Source organism: Bilifractor porci, from assembly GCF_009696005.1.
GTDB classification, from domain to species: domain Bacteria; phylum Bacillota; class Clostridia; order Lachnospirales; family Lachnospiraceae; genus Bilifractor; species Bilifractor porci.
The window spans coordinates 350,112-365,948 of the sequence record NZ_VUMV01000002.1; the positions used below are offsets into that span (position 1 = coordinate 350,112).

General features: G+C 43.6%; 26 protein-coding genes. 24 read left to right on the forward strand and 2 right to left on the reverse strand.

Annotation, left to right across the window (positions count from 1 at the left end):
- The first annotated feature begins 63 nt into the window (after window positions 1-63).
- Window positions 64-492, forward strand: coding sequence for a ribbon-helix-helix domain-containing protein (locus tag FYJ60_RS04505; protein ID WP_154457360.1), 429 nt, complete (start codon window positions 64-66; stop codon window positions 490-492).
- A 4-nt stretch (window positions 493-496) separates the two neighbouring features.
- A complete protein-coding gene (locus tag FYJ60_RS04510) occupies window positions 497-1,219 on the forward strand; it encodes a hypothetical protein (RefSeq protein ID WP_154457361.1) in 723 nt (240 codons plus the stop codon).
- Between the two features lie 31 nt (window positions 1,220-1,250).
- Here FYJ60_RS04510 and FYJ60_RS04515 read toward each other — a convergent pair whose 3' ends face one another.
- Window positions 1,251-1,769 carry a hypothetical protein gene (locus tag FYJ60_RS04515; protein WP_154457362.1) on the reverse strand — a complete coding sequence of 173 codons (519 nt, stop codon included), beginning with the start codon at window positions 1,767-1,769 and terminating at the stop codon, window positions 1,251-1,253.
- A 184-nt stretch (window positions 1,770-1,953) separates the two neighbouring features.
- Entirely contained in the window at window positions 1,954-2,190 is a 237-nt protein-coding gene (locus FYJ60_RS04520; RefSeq protein ID WP_154457363.1) for a YlcI/YnfO family protein, read from the reverse strand.
- A gap of 229 nt (window positions 2,191-2,419) precedes the next feature.
- Here FYJ60_RS04520 and FYJ60_RS04525 point away from each other — a divergent pair, with 229 nt between their 5' ends.
- The 22 genes from FYJ60_RS04525 (at window position 2,420) to FYJ60_RS04630 (ending at window position 15,717) form a co-directional block, all read left to right on the forward strand.
- The gene (locus FYJ60_RS04525) at window positions 2,420-2,605 is read left to right on the forward strand and encodes a hypothetical protein (RefSeq protein ID WP_154457364.1); all 186 of its coding nucleotides are present in this window, start codon (window positions 2,420-2,422) and stop codon (window positions 2,603-2,605) included.
- A complete protein-coding gene (locus FYJ60_RS04530; protein ID WP_154457365.1) occupies window positions 2,602-3,093 on the forward strand; it encodes a J domain-containing protein in 492 nt (163 codons plus the stop codon). The genes FYJ60_RS04525 and FYJ60_RS04530 overlap by 4 nt, the downstream gene beginning before the upstream one ends.
- Window positions 3,090-3,392, forward strand: a complete 303-nt coding sequence (locus tag FYJ60_RS04535) for a hypothetical protein (RefSeq protein ID WP_154457366.1) — start codon at window positions 3,090-3,092, stop codon at window positions 3,390-3,392. Before FYJ60_RS04530 ends, FYJ60_RS04535 begins: the two co-directional genes overlap by 4 nt.
- Entirely contained in the window at window positions 3,389-3,916 is a 528-nt protein-coding gene (locus tag FYJ60_RS04540; RefSeq protein ID WP_154457367.1) for a hypothetical protein, read from the forward strand. The genes FYJ60_RS04535 and FYJ60_RS04540 overlap by 4 nt, the downstream gene beginning before the upstream one ends.
- Window positions 3,917-3,928: 12 nt before the next feature.
- Complete coding sequence (locus FYJ60_RS04545) at window positions 3,929-4,150, forward strand: hypothetical protein (RefSeq protein ID WP_154457368.1); 222 nt, start codon at window positions 3,929-3,931, stop codon at window positions 4,148-4,150.
- 12 nt (window positions 4,151-4,162) lie between these two features.
- Complete coding sequence (locus tag FYJ60_RS04550) at window positions 4,163-4,561, forward strand: hypothetical protein (RefSeq protein WP_154457369.1); 399 nt, start codon at window positions 4,163-4,165, stop codon at window positions 4,559-4,561.
- A gap of 111 nt (window positions 4,562-4,672) precedes the next feature.
- Window positions 4,673-4,954, forward strand: a complete 282-nt coding sequence (locus FYJ60_RS04555; RefSeq protein ID WP_154457370.1) for a hypothetical protein — start codon at window positions 4,673-4,675, stop codon at window positions 4,952-4,954.
- 55 nt (window positions 4,955-5,009) lie between these two features.
- A complete protein-coding gene (locus tag FYJ60_RS04560; RefSeq protein WP_154457371.1) occupies window positions 5,010-5,249 on the forward strand; it encodes a hypothetical protein in 240 nt (79 codons plus the stop codon).
- A gap of 282 nt (window positions 5,250-5,531) precedes the next feature.
- On the forward strand, window positions 5,532-5,726 hold the full coding sequence (locus FYJ60_RS04565) for a hypothetical protein (protein WP_154457372.1): 195 nt from the start codon (window positions 5,532-5,534) through the stop codon (window positions 5,724-5,726).
- Window positions 5,727-5,814: 88 nt separating this feature from the next.
- Window positions 5,815-6,486, forward strand: a complete 672-nt coding sequence (locus tag FYJ60_RS04570; protein ID WP_154457373.1) for a hypothetical protein — start codon at window positions 5,815-5,817, stop codon at window positions 6,484-6,486.
- Between the two features lie 614 nt (window positions 6,487-7,100).
- Entirely contained in the window at window positions 7,101-7,271 is a 171-nt protein-coding gene (locus tag FYJ60_RS04575; RefSeq protein WP_154457374.1) for a hypothetical protein, read from the forward strand.
- A 136-nt stretch (window positions 7,272-7,407) separates the two neighbouring features.
- On the forward strand, window positions 7,408-9,081 hold the full coding sequence (gene terL / locus FYJ60_RS04580) for a phage terminase large subunit (protein WP_154457375.1): 1,674 nt from the start codon (window positions 7,408-7,410) through the stop codon (window positions 9,079-9,081).
- A gap of 87 nt (window positions 9,082-9,168) precedes the next feature.
- Complete coding sequence (locus FYJ60_RS04585) at window positions 9,169-10,764, forward strand: phage portal protein (protein ID WP_154457376.1); 1,596 nt, start codon at window positions 9,169-9,171, stop codon at window positions 10,762-10,764.
- A complete protein-coding gene (locus FYJ60_RS04590) occupies window positions 10,718-11,386 on the forward strand; it encodes a phage minor head protein (RefSeq protein ID WP_154457377.1) in 669 nt (222 codons plus the stop codon). Before FYJ60_RS04585 ends, FYJ60_RS04590 begins: the two co-directional genes overlap by 47 nt.
- Before the next feature lie 100 nt (window positions 11,387-11,486).
- Window positions 11,487-12,068: a hypothetical protein gene (locus FYJ60_RS04595; protein ID WP_154457378.1), complete on the forward strand. Its 582-nt coding sequence runs from the start codon at window positions 11,487-11,489 to the stop codon at window positions 12,066-12,068.
- 65 nt (window positions 12,069-12,133) lie between these two features.
- Window positions 12,134-12,961 carry a N4-gp56 family major capsid protein gene (locus FYJ60_RS04600; protein WP_154457379.1) on the forward strand — a complete coding sequence of 276 codons (828 nt, stop codon included), beginning with the start codon at window positions 12,134-12,136 and terminating at the stop codon, window positions 12,959-12,961.
- Between the two features lie 124 nt (window positions 12,962-13,085).
- On the forward strand, window positions 13,086-13,412 hold the full coding sequence (locus FYJ60_RS04605; protein WP_154457380.1) for a hypothetical protein: 327 nt from the start codon (window positions 13,086-13,088) through the stop codon (window positions 13,410-13,412).
- A 1-nt stretch (window position 13,413) separates the two neighbouring features.
- Window positions 13,414-13,803, forward strand: a complete 390-nt coding sequence (locus FYJ60_RS04610) for a hypothetical protein (RefSeq protein ID WP_154457381.1) — start codon at window positions 13,414-13,416, stop codon at window positions 13,801-13,803.
- Window positions 13,790-14,314, forward strand: coding sequence for a hypothetical protein (locus FYJ60_RS04615; RefSeq protein ID WP_154457383.1), 525 nt, complete (start codon window positions 13,790-13,792; stop codon window positions 14,312-14,314). The genes FYJ60_RS04610 and FYJ60_RS04615 overlap by 14 nt, the downstream gene beginning before the upstream one ends.
- Complete coding sequence (locus FYJ60_RS04620) at window positions 14,314-14,736, forward strand: hypothetical protein (protein ID WP_154457385.1); 423 nt, start codon at window positions 14,314-14,316, stop codon at window positions 14,734-14,736. The genes FYJ60_RS04615 and FYJ60_RS04620 overlap by 1 nt, the downstream gene beginning before the upstream one ends.
- Before the next feature lie 72 nt (window positions 14,737-14,808).
- The gene (locus FYJ60_RS04625; RefSeq protein WP_154457387.1) at window positions 14,809-15,231 is read left to right on the forward strand and encodes a phage tail protein; all 423 of its coding nucleotides are present in this window, start codon (window positions 14,809-14,811) and stop codon (window positions 15,229-15,231) included.
- A gap of 24 nt (window positions 15,232-15,255) precedes the next feature.
- Window positions 15,256-15,717, forward strand: coding sequence for a hypothetical protein (locus FYJ60_RS04630; RefSeq protein WP_154457388.1), 462 nt, complete (start codon window positions 15,256-15,258; stop codon window positions 15,715-15,717).
- Window positions 15,718-15,837: the final 120 nt, after the last annotated feature.

The following is a 15,837-nucleotide window of genomic DNA, read 5'->3' on the forward strand; positions in this document are numbered from 1 at the left end:
GCCTTTCGGCTGATATGTATATCATAACATATCAATGGGAAAAATCAATAGGAGAAAACTAAAATGAAAAAAATAATCAATGGAAGAATTTATGATACTAATACAGCAAAAGAACTTGGTAAGGATGATCAAACATATGGAAATTTTTCTGACTGGGAAGAAACCCTGTACAGAAAAAGCACCGGAGAGTATTTCCTGCACGGTGAAGGTGGCCCACAAACAAAATATGCGCAGCCAATAGGTGAAAATTCGTGGACGGGTGGGGAAAAAATCATTCCTTTAAGTATTGAATCTGCCAAAAAATGGGTGGAGGAACATCTGGAAGCAGATGATTACGAAAGGATTTTTGGTGTTATAGAGGAAAATGATGGAAAGAAAACAACCGTAAGCATCCGGTTATCCGATGTTGCCATCACCCGGCTGAATAATTTGGCAGCAAAAAACAAAATTTCTAAATCAGAAGTAATAGAAAATCTGATTTTGGGACACTAATATTATGAGAGTACGGATTTGTAAAAAATGCGGAAAACCCTTTGAATGTCCTACCGGACAAGCGTTGTACTTGTGTCCGAAGTGCCATAAAAAGGCAAAACTATCGTCTGTGTACAGACAGCGCATATGCCAGGAATGTGGAAAAACATTTTGGGGCTATCCGAAATCAAAATACTGCCCTGACTGTCAGGCGGAGCGGGACAAGGAAGCCAAAAAACGCTATAGACAGAATCTGCACAAGCGCAAGATTGGAAGTATAGATTACTGCGAGAAATGCGGAAAACCGTATACCGTTTCATCAGGACGTCAACGGTACTGCCCCGTCTGTGCGAAGCAGGAAACTGTTAATAATATTCGCACGATCAAGCGGAAATACTATGCCGACAATAAAGAGAAAATGTCGGAGCATAAGAAGATCATGCGGGACACAGAATATGTCTGCGTAATATGCGGTAGGAGTTTCAAATCAGATGTGCCGCGAGTGACGTGCTCTGAAGAATGCGCCAAAGAGCAAAAACGGCGGTTGCAAAACCGCACCGAAATCAAGCGCGGGCGACGCAAAATACCAGAAGATGAGCATTATATACACGCCCACCCATCAGGCGTGGTTGGCGTTACGTGGTGCCGCGGGAAGTGGCAGGCGGTTTGGAAAAAGCATTACATTGGAACTTTCCCTACGATTGAGGAGGCCGCTGCTGCCATTAAAAACTATAGGGAATCAAACTGAGGGCGGCATTAAGCCACCCTCTTCTTTGTCATCACATTTTTATGGATTCTACAAATGTATTAAAATCTTCTGAATAATCTTTCTTACACCCCTCTGTCTGAGTAAGATTTACTGTAACCATCTTGCTGTAATTACTTACAGGGAGTATTACCATTTCACCGGTAAAATCAACATTTGTCGTTTTTCCTGATATATCATATTCGAGTGCGGTAATGTCATTTATTGATCGTTCTTTTACATTTCCGAAATCACAAGCATCGAAGTTATCTGCATATCCTTCCATAGCATCGCCCATTACGGATACAAATTCATCATAATCATAAATGTTATCATCACTTATATCCGTAACGACGATCTTAACCTCCGCCATATGTGTATCGCTCTTCTCAATAAAATAATCCCAATTGGTCGTATCGTTTGTCTCATTGAGTGTCCAATCCGTAGGAACACTCATTTTATAAACGGACACATTGATCTCATTAGTTTTCGGCTTACCGCACCCACAAAGCAACGAAACTCCCAGTAAACCAATTAAAAACCTTCTCCACATACAAAAATCCCCCGTTCATTTAAAAAATATTGCACACATCAGTATGATGTGTATTAGCTTCCGTTCGTGCAAAATGCCGAAAAATCCGAAATTTCCGCTTGCCCCATCACTTTTTCTGTACCCGGACTTCCGGCAGTCTCAGCGCATCCGCATCGTATATGTAACAATTCCAACGTGAAACGTTTCATTTCTCAGTTTTGCCCTCCTCCCGCAGCTGTGCATCTCTTTCGATCTGTCCCAGGCATGCGCGCACGACGAATTTTGCCATGGATTCCCCAGTGCCGGCCACATATGATGCTATCTTTTCGCGCGTCTCTTTTGGCATGCGCACAGCGATCTGTCCCTGGGTTTTGCTGTATTTGGACACCGCCTTGCGCTGCGCAATAACCGCCTTTGTGGCTCTTTTTCTTTTTTCCTCCATGTAAACACCCCTTTATATAGGTAAAAACCCGATTTTCATATTTTGAGTCATAATTTATCCGAACTGATTATATCATAAGCTAGCTTATTTTGCAATAGCGATTTTATTTTATTATAATATTTCGCCATTTTATATATAAGCTAGCTTATTATTTTATACAACATTACCGATTGCAAATGAATATAAGCTAGCTTATAATAAGAGTATCAAAAGAAAGGAGAAAAACAACATGAAGAGATATAAAGTTTGTTACAGGATGGATGCAGAGCAAGAGTGGACAGATGAATTTTATCCGGAGCAGTACATCGAAGCCGAAGACGAGGAAGAAGCGCTGTATATAGCGAAAGAGTTCGCTGTAGAGTGCGGATACGAACCGTCGGATTACGACTGGATGGTTCAGGAGGTGGAAGAATGAAAGCAATGAAATATTTTAACAATATCAACACTGTCGAGGAACTGAAAAGCCGGTTTTTTAAGCTGGCAAAAGAGCTGCACCCGGACAACGGCGGCGGCGCGGAAGAATTCAGTGCCATGCGCGCCGAATACGAAAAATTATTCGAGCGTCTGAAGAATACGCACCGGAGTGCAGACGGCGGCACCTATACCAAGGAAAGCACGGAAGTTCCGACAGAATTCGCAGACATTATAGAAAAGATCATCCGCTTCCAAGGCGTGAAGATCGAAATCATAGGATCATGGATATGGTGCAGTGGTAACACCTATCCATACGCAGCAGATTTTAAGAACCTGAATTTTTTGTTTAGTCGCAGCAAATGTGCATGGTTCTACAAAGGTGCAGACGCGCACAAGATGCACCGCGCATACTGCAAAACGCTGGACAAGGTGCGCGAGAAGTACGGAAGCGAGATTATAAAGAACAGAAAACAGGAGTGCATAGCATGACGGAATACGAAAAGAAAAACTATAAAAGCATATACGAACCAATGCGGGCGGTAATGCCCGCAACCATCCGGAAGGACGGAAAGAACCTGCACAAAATTACTGAAAGTGTAGGAAATTGGGACATCTACACAGACGGAAAATACATGTATTCCGTAGCGAAACCGTTTACAGGTGCAGAGGACTCACAGTACGGAGATATCCGCCACATCAGACAAATGATCCGAGAGGGACACATAAAAAGAAGCGAGCTGACAAGGTTAGGACGGAAATTATTAAGATCGGAGGGAATGCGGATATGATCAACGGAAAATATCACACAGAAAGAATCTGCAAAGGTGAGAAAATCGTTATTGATATCGCGGAAATCTGCGGACGCTATGAAATTGCCGTATTAGGCAAAGGCGGCAAGGAATTAGAGATGGAAACCGTGCGCACGATTCAGGAAGCGCGGGACATTTACGCCGAATATCTGAAAAAGTACCCGGAAAGCCCCGCACCGCTGACCGGAAAATATCAAAAACTAGCGGACGATCTGAAGACCGCTATAGAAACAGGGAAAGCAGCAGAAGCCAAAAATCCCGAGGACGGCGGCGCAAGTAATTTTGATGCAACGTTAATTTGTCTCAAAGGATGGACCGAGAAGAAAGTTATACAGGCGGCAAAAGAAGCCGGGACAACCGCACAGAAGTATAGACCTGGATTATTCGTTATAAACCCGATCACAAACGGACAAGCGGACGCCCGGAGCCGAAACGAAAAAGCAACTACAGCCAAGTTGTCAGAATTAGGCTATCAAACAGCGGATTATTGTTGCATGGATTGAGGAGGGCAAGTAATGAAAAAACCACTAAATTATTGTGTTGTTTGGAAAGAAAATAACCAGAATAGAGAAGAAATCATATTTTCCAAAGCAACAGCAGTTGTGCACTATGTGGAACTGATGCATCTGTCGTTTGATGGGAAAAATATGATTTCAGAATTAGCAGTGCTGGCAATGTATAAGGATGGATCAAAAAAGGATATAACAAGTAACATCAACAAGTTCTTATACATGTGAGGAGGGCTACACATGAATAAACAGCAACGCAACTATGCGATGGCAAAATCGCACTTACAGTTATGTGAGGATAGAGAACACGAGCAAGAAGCCGCCTATATTCGTGACAACGGCATCACCAACGAAGACGGAACGACACCGGAAAGAATATGGATGATCGAAGATGAAACCGTATTTGATCTAGCATGTGCCGGTTATGATGGTTCACGCTACGATCTGACAGAAGACACAGCAGAAGCGCGAAAACAGCTCAGAGCGGCCGAGAATGACCTTATAGATTTTGGACTAGACCTATTGAGAAGGACACACCCAAAACAGGCCGACACACTGGAAGCACACAGAAATGACTATAACATCCGGGAAAAGTTGATTGATTTATCCTTTAAGCTGGACACGCGAACAATTAAATAAAAGTGTACAAATCATACATAAGCTAGCATATATTTTTATGCAGTATTAAGTATTGCAAATGAATATAAGCTAGCTTATAATAAGAGTATCAAAAGAAAGGAGATAACAAAAATGAAAGAAAAGAGATATTTAGCAATAGGACATTTTAGAGAATCAGAGAATGTGACATGTGTATCTTCTCTCGGATCTTCCATAAAGGATTTTAGGAAAGAATTATCTGGAAATGCTTTCGTTCCTTACGTTGTAATAACTGAAGAAAAGTTTAACAACATTAAGAACATGGATAGTTTTGATATATTTGAATCAGTAAAAAAGATGACCACAAACTATCGTGTTTGGGACATCGTAGCGGACTATATGTCACAATGTTTTGACATCATGGAAAAAAACTGAGCAGGGCATAAAAATTAGCTGACCTATCGGCAAGACGGGGAGAAGGAGCGAAACAATGTTAGAGGGCGAACAAGTAACAAAATACTTTTCAGATCATCCGGAAAGCGTGAAAGCACTTGAAAAATATAAATATCAATTTAAGTTTCCGGAGACGTTCGAACCATGGGAAGAGGTTTATAGACCGCTGACCGTGAACGATATACGTTTTATATCATTCGAAGGATGGGAAGGTCAGCCAGGCGTTTACGCATGGTATTACCCGATGGGAGCACCGACATATTGCAAAATCGGATGACCACAAAAATTTATTTCTGGTATAATCAGATAAAGGAGGAAAAAATGGCGCATTATATTTCTGAGTATAAATACGGTTCCTACCGCGATCATGTTGCGGTATAGGATGACGAGTGTCACCCACTAGTTACTGATTCCCAGTGGGAGCAGATGCTCCGCGGGGAATCTGTGGAGGATGATGAAGGGTTTGTCTATATCATAGATGATGAACCCGTTGAAAGATGGTAATTATAATTAAACCCGCCGCGAAGGTTACGAAGGCAGAAAGGGAGAAGTTATGGAAATGACGGTTAGAACACTTATGGAAAGCAATTATGACAGAGACACGAATACTATCACTCTTATTTTTCATGACGGAGATAACAGGATAATGGCAACCGGAACAGCACCGGAAGGGAGCTTTTCTGATGAGAAATATTTTGATAGGGAGGAAAACATCGAAGCCTTCCTTAAAGATGCAGAGATTGAGGAAAGATGAATAAATCAATGCCCGGCTTTATGCCGGGTATTTTTTATGCTATAATTTATGTGGTAATAACAACATTTTTAGAAAGGAGCTTGCACCAATGAAAAGAAAGAACATGGAAGGCATACCGGCCACCGGACGCAGGGACAACGGTATGCATCATGCGGAAAAAGTAGCCGCCGCAGCGCTTAAGCCGCACGATATAACCATATATGACAATAATATAGAACTGTATGCAGACGAATATATCCGGACGCTTCCAGAAGACAGACAGGATAAAGTTTACGGCGATGTTTACGCCGTTTCTGGTATGATGCAATACATATATAAACATGTTTTTATGCCACATGAAACGCTTTTATATAACAGCAACACGGTTATAGACACGTCAGACGTTAGCTTATTAAGTCATGTGTGGGAAGATTATGCATCAATTTGCTATCGTTACGGCGTTATGCCTACTATATACAGATTTTGCAAGATGACGGGTATTAGCGTTGACACTATTAATACGTGGATGAACGGAACAGTGAGAAACGCAAGCAGGGCACATTCCGAATTAGCCAAAAGTTGGAAGGCCGAATGTGAAGCGGCTTTGTGTGATGCAGGAGGAAATCAGACCGTCAAGAGCATATTTTTATTAAAAAGCAAGTATGGCTATGTTGAGACTCCGCAGCCGGTCCAGGTGGTTAACCCATTAGCGCCCAGGATGACAGCAGAACAGCTCGAAGATTTAATAGATAAAGACACTCCGCAGCTTCCTGATGATTAAATGTTAATACATATTACATAATTATTTCAAACATATTACATTATCAAACATAACGCCTATATCGTGTCGTCAAATGTGAATTTGACGACATTTTTTTAATTCCAGGAAAAATGTTTTGCTGTGGGGTGGGAGGGGTGTAAGCAAACGTGTTTTGTCAGGCCGGTTATGTGCTTGAATTCCGAAAAATTAAAAAAAGCACTCACTTCATAAAGTAAAACGCACGTCAAAATTGACTCATTACACGACATATTACAGGACAACCTGTAATATTACAGGTGCTTATTACAGGACAAAACCCAGTAAAATCAAGGGGTTTACACTTATTACAGGACATTTTAACTTCTTAGCATTTTAAAAATAAAGTGGTAAGTATTATCTAACTTTCAATAAGAAAAAAGAAAGAAAAAATATAATATAGTAGTTAATATAGTATTTATCTGTAATAAGTGTAAGTTAAATTTTTAACAATGCCATTCAGCCCTTTATTTATGCGGTCTGCGGGATATTACAGGACGGCATTTTTGACCTGTAATTATCCTGTAATAACGTGTAATGAAGTGTAATGTTGACTGTAAGTCCACAATCATACTATAATTAAGTGAGGGGGATTCGCCATGGAACTTGGAAAAGCAATGGAAACAGTACAGACAGAGTTAAAGAAAAATGAAGAGTTCAGAAACGCTTTTCTTGCATCGATTAGAAGTATACTTGTAGAACTTCACGACATAACAGATGATTATGAGTGTGCCCAGAGAATATTGAAGAGAATAGCGGGAGAAGATTAGGTGGAAGTCCAACCGCAGAATGCGTCCGTGACAGTCGGGTCATTGTTTCCTCCTTTCTTTGGCTGTGCCCCCGGTCGCTTTAACCTCGTTTACGGCCGGGGGTTGTTTTTAAATTTTCCGAAAAAACAAAAAAGGCATGAATAACACGATCACACGATACAACAGAATATTGCACGGGCTTTCCAGATACGACATGAAGGATACGAACGTCGAGTGCGACATGTATCAGGCGCTGCTGGCTTTCATGGCGGACGGCGGAGCTGACACAGATGAGGGGCGAGAGTTTATACTCAAGTGGTCGAAGTATCTGAAATATTTTGTTCGGGAGCAGTCCATGAACAATGACCTGTCGAACGACATGTACTGGGGAGTGCTGCTGTTTGAATCAAAGCTGAGAGTGTTTGACAGCTATTGTTTGTATCTGGAAAAGAACAGGGACGATGACAAGAAGTTCTACGAGCCGCGCAGAAAGCGCTTCCTGTCTTTTGGGCTGGTGCAGAGCATACAAGACCTGCTTGATGACAAGATTGATCTGCTCACGATCTCGATGCCGCCCGGTTCGGGTAAATCCACTGCCGGTATATTTCTTCTTTCCGGTGTTATGGGGTGGTGGCCAGACATGCCGAACCTTGCGTCTGCTCACTCCGGTATCCTCACACGGTCATTTTACGATGGCGTAGGTCAGATTCTTACAGACCCGTATGAGTACACTTGGAGAGAGATTTTCCCGGAGGTTGATTTTAATCCCAGGACGGGAATGAACAGCAAGGAGCAAACAATCAACGTTGGGAAGCCGAACCGTTTCAAGTCCCTGACGTGCCGTGCTATCGGAGCATCACTGACTGGTGCTACCCGTTGCGAGAAAATCCTATACGCCGATGACTTGTGTTCCGGTATTGAGGAAGCCATGAGCAAAGAGCGTCTGGATAAGCTGTGGCAGACATATAATACAGACTTGAAAACCCGTAAGAAGGACAGGTGTAAAGAGATACACATTGCTACAAGGTGGTCAGTGAATGACGTGATCGGGCACTTGCAGAGGGAGCACGAACATGACCCCAGAGCGAGATTTGTTTCTGTGCCTGCTTTTGACGAGAACGGGGAATCGAATTTCGAGTACAAATACGGTGTAGGATTCTCCACACAATATTTCAAAGACATGCAGCTCAGCATGGATGACGTTTCGTTCAAGTGTTTGTACATGAACGATCCTATCGAACGTGAAGGACTCTTGTATCACGAAGCAGACCTGAAACGTTATCTCACATTGCCAGACAAGAAACCGGACGCAATATGGAGCTGCGCCGATACAAAGAACAAGGGTACGGACTATTTCGCGCAGCCGGTACTCTATCAGTATGGTGATGACTACTACATGGTGGATACGATTTGTGACGATAACTCCAACTACGAGGTGCAGTACGAGAAGTCGGCAAATCTCTTATACATGCACCATGTAGAAGCGGCAAAGTATGAATCCAATAACTCCGGTGATCGTGTGGCCGCTGAAGTGTCAAAGCGTCTGGAAAAGAAGAAAGGATTCTGCAATATTACGACAGAGTATACCACACAGAACAAAGAGACGAAGATTTATGTCTATGCGCCTTGGGTAAAACAACATGTGATCTTTCGTGATAAGTCACTGTATTCACCGAAAGATGACTATGGTAAATTTATGAGTCTGCTCCTCACATACTCTGTAGCCGGGAAGAACACGCACGATGATCCACCGGACGTAATGGCTCAGTTTGCCGCATGGAGAACAACGCCACAAGATATACCAACAATCGTTGGTGCAAGGCCGTTTTAGTACTTAAAATGTTGACTGTGAGTCCACTTTTTGCTAAAATAGAATAAGAAAACTAGGATAAATTTATAAGATTAGGCGGAGATTTACGTGGCTGACACGACAAACACAACTGAAAATGAAACAGTAAAAACTGCCGGTCAGACACAGACCAACGCTGATACCGGTTCGGATATGTATGCGAGAGGTGCAAATCCGTTTCCGTTTCTTACCGGTAGAAAAGTAATCTATACAGATTACACCGATGTAAACGCCGGAAACATCCTTGACATCGTGGGAAACACCTTGGCGCTTCATGAAATCAACCGTGAACAGATGGTGTATCTCAGACGATATGAAAAAGGACAGCAACCGATCTTTTACCGGATCAAGAAAGTCAGACCGGAAATCAACATTAAAACCTGTATCAACTACGCGAAACAGGTTGTAGATTTTAAGGTTGGTTATGAGTTTTCTGCTCCAGTCACGTTCGTGCAGAGAGCGAAAAACGATTTCCGCAAGGCAGACCCGAATCAGGATGACAAGCGTGTAGCGGACTTGAATGAGATGCTCTTCGAGCAGGGAAAACCTGCAAAGGACATAGAGCTTGCAACGGATTTCAAGACTACCGGACTCGGTTATATGGCCGCGCTTCCGAAGAAGCAGGAGGCAGAGGACGAAATCGCACCGTTTGATCTTCTGGTGCTGAATCCGTTGAATACATATGTGGTATACACGAATGATGCATACCGTAGAAAGATTCTCGCTGTCACATATATTTCTCGTAAGGACGGTACAAAGCGGATTACAGCTTATGCCGATGATTATATATATACTATCGAAGCCGGGGAGCTTGTGAGTTCGGAACGAAACATCATAGGAATTATCCCCATTGTGGAGTTCCGGAACAATCGAGACAGACAGGCGGCATTTGAACCTGCACTTTCTGTCATGGATGCAGCGAACATTTGTAATTCAGACAGGCTGAACGATCTCGCGCAGTTTGTTCAGGCAATCCTATGGTTACACAATTGCCGTATTTCAGACAGTCAGGAACAGAAGCTTCGTGACGCAGGGTTCATCCAGACAAACACCACGGCAGACGGTAAGGAAGCTAAAGTTGCGTATGTGTCCGCAAGTCTGAATCAGTCAGAAACACAGACCATAGCGGATTATCTGGACGCACAGATTTTATCCATCTGCGGAGTGCCGGGAAGAGATTCCGCTTCCGGTGGGAACACAGGAGCCGCGATCCTTCTTTCAAACGGTTGGCAGCTTGCGGAGACTCAGGCAAAGACCACGGAGGTTACATTCTCAGGTTCAGAGAATGAATTGCTCCGTGTGATCTTGGCAATCATCCGCAACACGGAAGGAATGCCGGACGGCTTACAGACGCTGCATCCGTCAGATGTACTGGTGAAGTTCACGAGGAACAAGACTTATGACCTCGTTTCCAGAACAACCGCACTTTCTAATCTCATCAATCTGGGAATTGATCCGGAAAAGGCAATTTCCGTTGTAGATATATTCGATGACTCACAGCAGGTTACGTTAGATTCCAAAGACAGAATTGATAAGATTCTGTTCAAGGTCGGTCAGATGGCACAACAGGCCATAGCCAACACACAGACAACTCCGGTTGACGGTGTGAAGGGAGCCGATGACGTACACGCAGAACAGGGAACAGAGAACGATGCCGCTCAGTAAGTTAAGTTTTGACGAACTGAACAGACCGGAATACGAAGAGTATTTTTCCAAAGTTCGTGTCTCGGATGAAGAGAAGCAGAAGCGTGTGGAAGCGGCCTTGCAGATCGAGGAAGCGGCACTGTTGGGGTTCTCAACCGTACAGTATGACTATCAGATCAACAAGATGATTAGTTGGTTGAGCTTACAGAAAGCCTTGCATGAGTCATTCAGAAAAGTTGCGAAACAGTATGTCGATGATGATTTCATGGAAAACCACGTGCGAAACACGGCGCTGAATATCGCACTTACGACTTATCAGAATCTACAGAATAACTACTCAGAAGATAGTTATTGGCTATCTGATGACAGAGCCGTGAATATCGCAAAGACAGAATCAAGTGTGATTCTTGACCGTACAGAGTATGCCGAAGCCAAAAGAAAAGGCTATAGATACAAACGATGGGACACGGTGATGGACGGAAAAGAACGTGAAACTCATGGAGAAGTAAACGGGCAGATCGTATTAATCGATGAGCCGTTTGAAGTCGGAGGATGTCTGATGATGCATCCATGTGACGATTCCATGGGGGCAGGGGCGGATGAGGTAGCGAACTGTAGGTGCTCAAGCACATATCTGAAATAATCGCTCACAAGAGCGTTTATATATGCACTAGAGAAAGCGCAAAACAAATATCGCAATACAGTGTAGAGAAACACTTTAATAACGCATAAGGAGAATACAAATGGCAGACGTTAACAACGATGTGAACAATCAGAGTACAGACGAACAGACTCAGAGTCAGGATCAGAATGACAAAAATAATCAGTCTGTAGAGCAGATGCTTGCAGAGGTGATGGCAGAAAATAAACGGCTGAAAAAGGCCGTAGATAAAGCCAGTTCCGAAGCGGCGAACTACAAGAAGCAGTTCATGAACACGAAGTCAGAAGCTGACAAGGCGGCGATTGAGAAAGCTGAAGAAGACGCGAGTATTAGAGAAGAGCTTGAAGAACTTAGGAAAGAGTCAAAAATCAACGGATTTAAGGCAAATTTCTTGGGTTCCGGGTATTCGGATGATCTTGCACAGAAAGCGGCCGAAGCGATGTATGAGAATAACACAGATGCGTTTTTCCAGTTGCAGAAGCAGTATTTATCCGAACACGACAAGGCAGTCAAAGCGAAGCTCATGAAAGACATGCCCGCACCTGCTATTGGAAATGATGATAGCGTCTCCATGACAAAAGAAGAGTTTGCAAAGCTGGGATACATGGACAGGTTGAAACTGAAACAGGAGCATCCGACCGTATATCATCAGCTTGCCAAATAATTACCGACTATCCGATTCGAGGGTAGCCGCTGACCACTAAAAATTAGTGGTAGAAAGGAATTCACATGGCAGCAGTTGATACTACTAATGGGACTTATCTTTCCGGGCTGTTTGATCCGGAAGTAATTGGGGACTACATTAACAACAAACTGACAGATGCGATCAAGCTCTCTCCGCTTGCGACTGTATACAGCAATCTTGTTGGACAGCCGGGAGACAAGATCAAACTTCCGTACTACAACTACATTGGCACTGCCGCAGAGGTGAAAGAGGGACAGGACATCCCGATCAAGAAACTCACTGAGCAGACCAAAGAGGTGCAGATTGTAAAGTACGGCATCGGTGTTCAGGTAACTGATGAAGCCGTTCTTTCCGCATACGGTGACACCATCGGACAGGCAACCTACCAGATTGCACTTTCTATTGGTTCTGGCGTTGATGACGCGCTGTATACCGCACTCGCGGGAGCAACACTGAAAGCATCTAACGCTACTGCAATGTCCGCAGACGTTGTAGCAGACGCACTTACGCTGTTCGGTGAGGACATTGACGGAGCAAAGGTTCTGCTCACTGACCCGGACGGATATGGCGTACTGAGAAAGGCTAACGGTTGGATTCCGGGAACAGAGGTTGGGGCGAACATGATTATGTCCGGTACTGTCGGAATGATTCATGGCTGTCAGGTTGTTGTTTCCAACAAGATGAAGGGCAAGAAAGCCGCATACATCGTAAAGCCGGGAGCACTTGCGATCTACACCAAGAGAGATGTTCTGATTGAGACTGACCGTGACATTATCAACAAGTCTACGGTGATCACAGGTGATAAGCATTTTGCCACTTACCTGCTTGACGAGAGTAAGGCGATTTCTATCCCAATTGGAGCAGGAGCATAATCTATGGGTATGCTGATTCACAGACACAGAAATGGTGAGAAGAAGGAAAAGCCCGAAGTGAAGAAGTCTGATCCGGTTACTTCGGTGAGACGGACGAGAAAAACGAAATGAGGGGGTATAGAGGATGGATGAACTGAAATCAGCCGTGAAAGAAATCTTAATTGCATATCTTCCGGACGAAGCAGGGAATCCGATCCTCGATACTCTTGTGAACAGGGCTATATGGTCATACAGAAACTATGTAAATTATCCTCCGGACACGGAAGAAACAGACATAGAATCAAACATGAAGGACAACCTGTACTGCATTTCTGATCTTGCTTTGTATGCGTTCAACAAACAGGGAGCGGATTTTGAATCTGCACACAACGAGAACGGTGTTTCAAGGACATATGAGAGTGAAGGTGCTGTTTTCACAGCACACGGGGTATTCCCGTATGTGAGGGTATGACATGAGAGGTTTGGAGATACAGAAACAGAACGTTTGGTTTGTCGAGAAGACTACGGACGATTCCCTGTATGAGGCTACAATCACATACAGCAAGCCGGTAAAAAAGCGGGTTTCTGTATCTGCAACCGCAAGCGCACCGGATGAAAACTATGCCGGTACGATACCATCATACGACAGATACATTACATGCTTTGACAGAAAATTTTCTCCGAAAGAAGGAACGCTTCTTTTCGTTGATGTAGAACCAGAGCTTTCAGAAGATGGGAACCTTGTTCTTGATGAATCGGGTAATCCGAAAACTGAAAATGACTACATTCTTGCAAGACGGATAGACACGAAGAAAGGCACAACCGCCAGATACGGGATAAAGAAAAAGAGTGAAGAAAATTAAAGTCTCTCTCACAACCGAATCTTTACTGGATGCAGCCAGACAGATTGACCACTATTGCAGACAGCTTGATGATAAAAACAAAGAGTTCGTCCGCAGACTTGGTGAAATCGGTTTGAATGTGGTAAATACCACAATGCAGAGCGTACCGCCCGTAGACCGTGGAGAATACACGGCAGAGGTTGTGGAACCTGTTATGGACGGAGATCACGTGTGTGGGATTGCACTGAATCTCTACGGAGATCAGATTATGTTCATCGAGTTCTCGTCAGGTGTCACATTCGGTCAGACTTCATTCCCGACTCTTCCGGATGGAAATTCCTATGGTGATGGAATGGGAACCGGAACGTTCCCCGGACAGAAATACGCATACAGTCCTACAGGATGGTGGTACAAAGACCAGTGGGGACAACGGCAGCACACATACGGACTGAGAGCCAGTATGCCAATGTACAAGGCGGATGTTGAGATTGTCCAGTCTATCCGCAGGATAGCGAAAGAGGTGTTCGGATAATGCCATACATCCTAAACATAGATCAGAAAAAAATCGGTAATGCGTGGTCACAATATGTAAACGCGAAAACCGGGATTAAACACTTCGGTGGAATACCGAAGACCGGAAAAAACGCACAGTATCCATACGGAAACTTTCAGATCATCGGAAGACCGACAAACTCATTTGACTTGGAGAACAATGAAGATTCCGTAGATTTGACAGTGCAGACAGACATTATGGTGTCTGACTCTGGTTCCAACAATCAGGTTGAAGATACGCTGTACAAAGGTGATACTGCTTGTGCGGAATTCTTCAACAGTCTCGGGTTTCAGAGGATGGGTAATTCGGCAGTCACATATTCCACAACAACAGGAATAAAAATTATCACAAGCAGATTCATTTTCCGGAATTTTACCGGACAGTTTTTGAAAGAAATATAAATAAGTTTTACCGCATATGCATTTGGGGCATATGCGCTAACCCGAAAAAGTTACGGGAGAAAGGAGCCTTAAATGGCTGACACAACTACTACGAAAGCATATTCTACCATCGGAACCGTTCTGAAGTGCGGTGGTACTCAGCTCTCCAAAATCAAATCTTATCCGCAGCTCGGCGGAGCACCTGATCAGCTCGAAACAACAGACCTTGAAGACACAATGCAGACCTTTGTAGATGGTGTTCAGAAAATGGATACCATGGAGTTTAAGGCAAACTATACTCCGGAAGCGTATGATGCTGTTGTTGCAGCTATGCCGGCGGCAGGAGCAACAAAAGATTATGAGCTTGACTTTGGTAATGCCGGAGCAAACGGAATCTTCAAGTGGTCTGGTACTCACACTGTTTATGTAAATGAAGGTGAAGTAAACGGTGTTCGTGAGATGACAATCACTTGCACACCTTCTACAAAAATCACAAAGGGAACCGCAGGAGCGTAAGTTAATCGAAGGGGGAAACGATAAATGTACGTGTTTCATGTAAATGATGAGGATTATAAGGTTAAGTTCGGTTACGGAGTTCTGTATAAATCAGACCTGATCGACAGAGTTGTGAACGTCACATCTGACGCAAACAACCCGGCAGAATCAGTTAAAAACGTAATCGGGCTTACCGCAGAATTGCTTCTCGCAGGACTTCAGAAGAACTATTCGGACGAGTTCGGGTATGAAACTGACGAGGAAAAGGAAAAGCAGATTTTAAAGGTATGCGACCTCATTGATGACTATGAGGACGAATCAGAAGTAGACGAGGAAACCGGCCAGAAGATTCACGATGGATTTACACTTTTCCGTGATCTCAGTGGAGAATTGGAGAAGAATGGTTTTTTATCAAAGATTCTGGGAGAGACAGAGGAGGCTGCGAAGAAGGTGAATGCGACAGTGATTCCGATGGATCACAAAAGAGCTGGTCGGAAGAAGTCATAACGAAACTTCTCCCGTACTGTCTTTCCATTGGGATTTCAAAAGAACTATTTGATGATTCCACCCCAAATGACTTAAAGCCATATTATACAGCAGAGGAAATGCGGCAGAAGAGGAGAGACA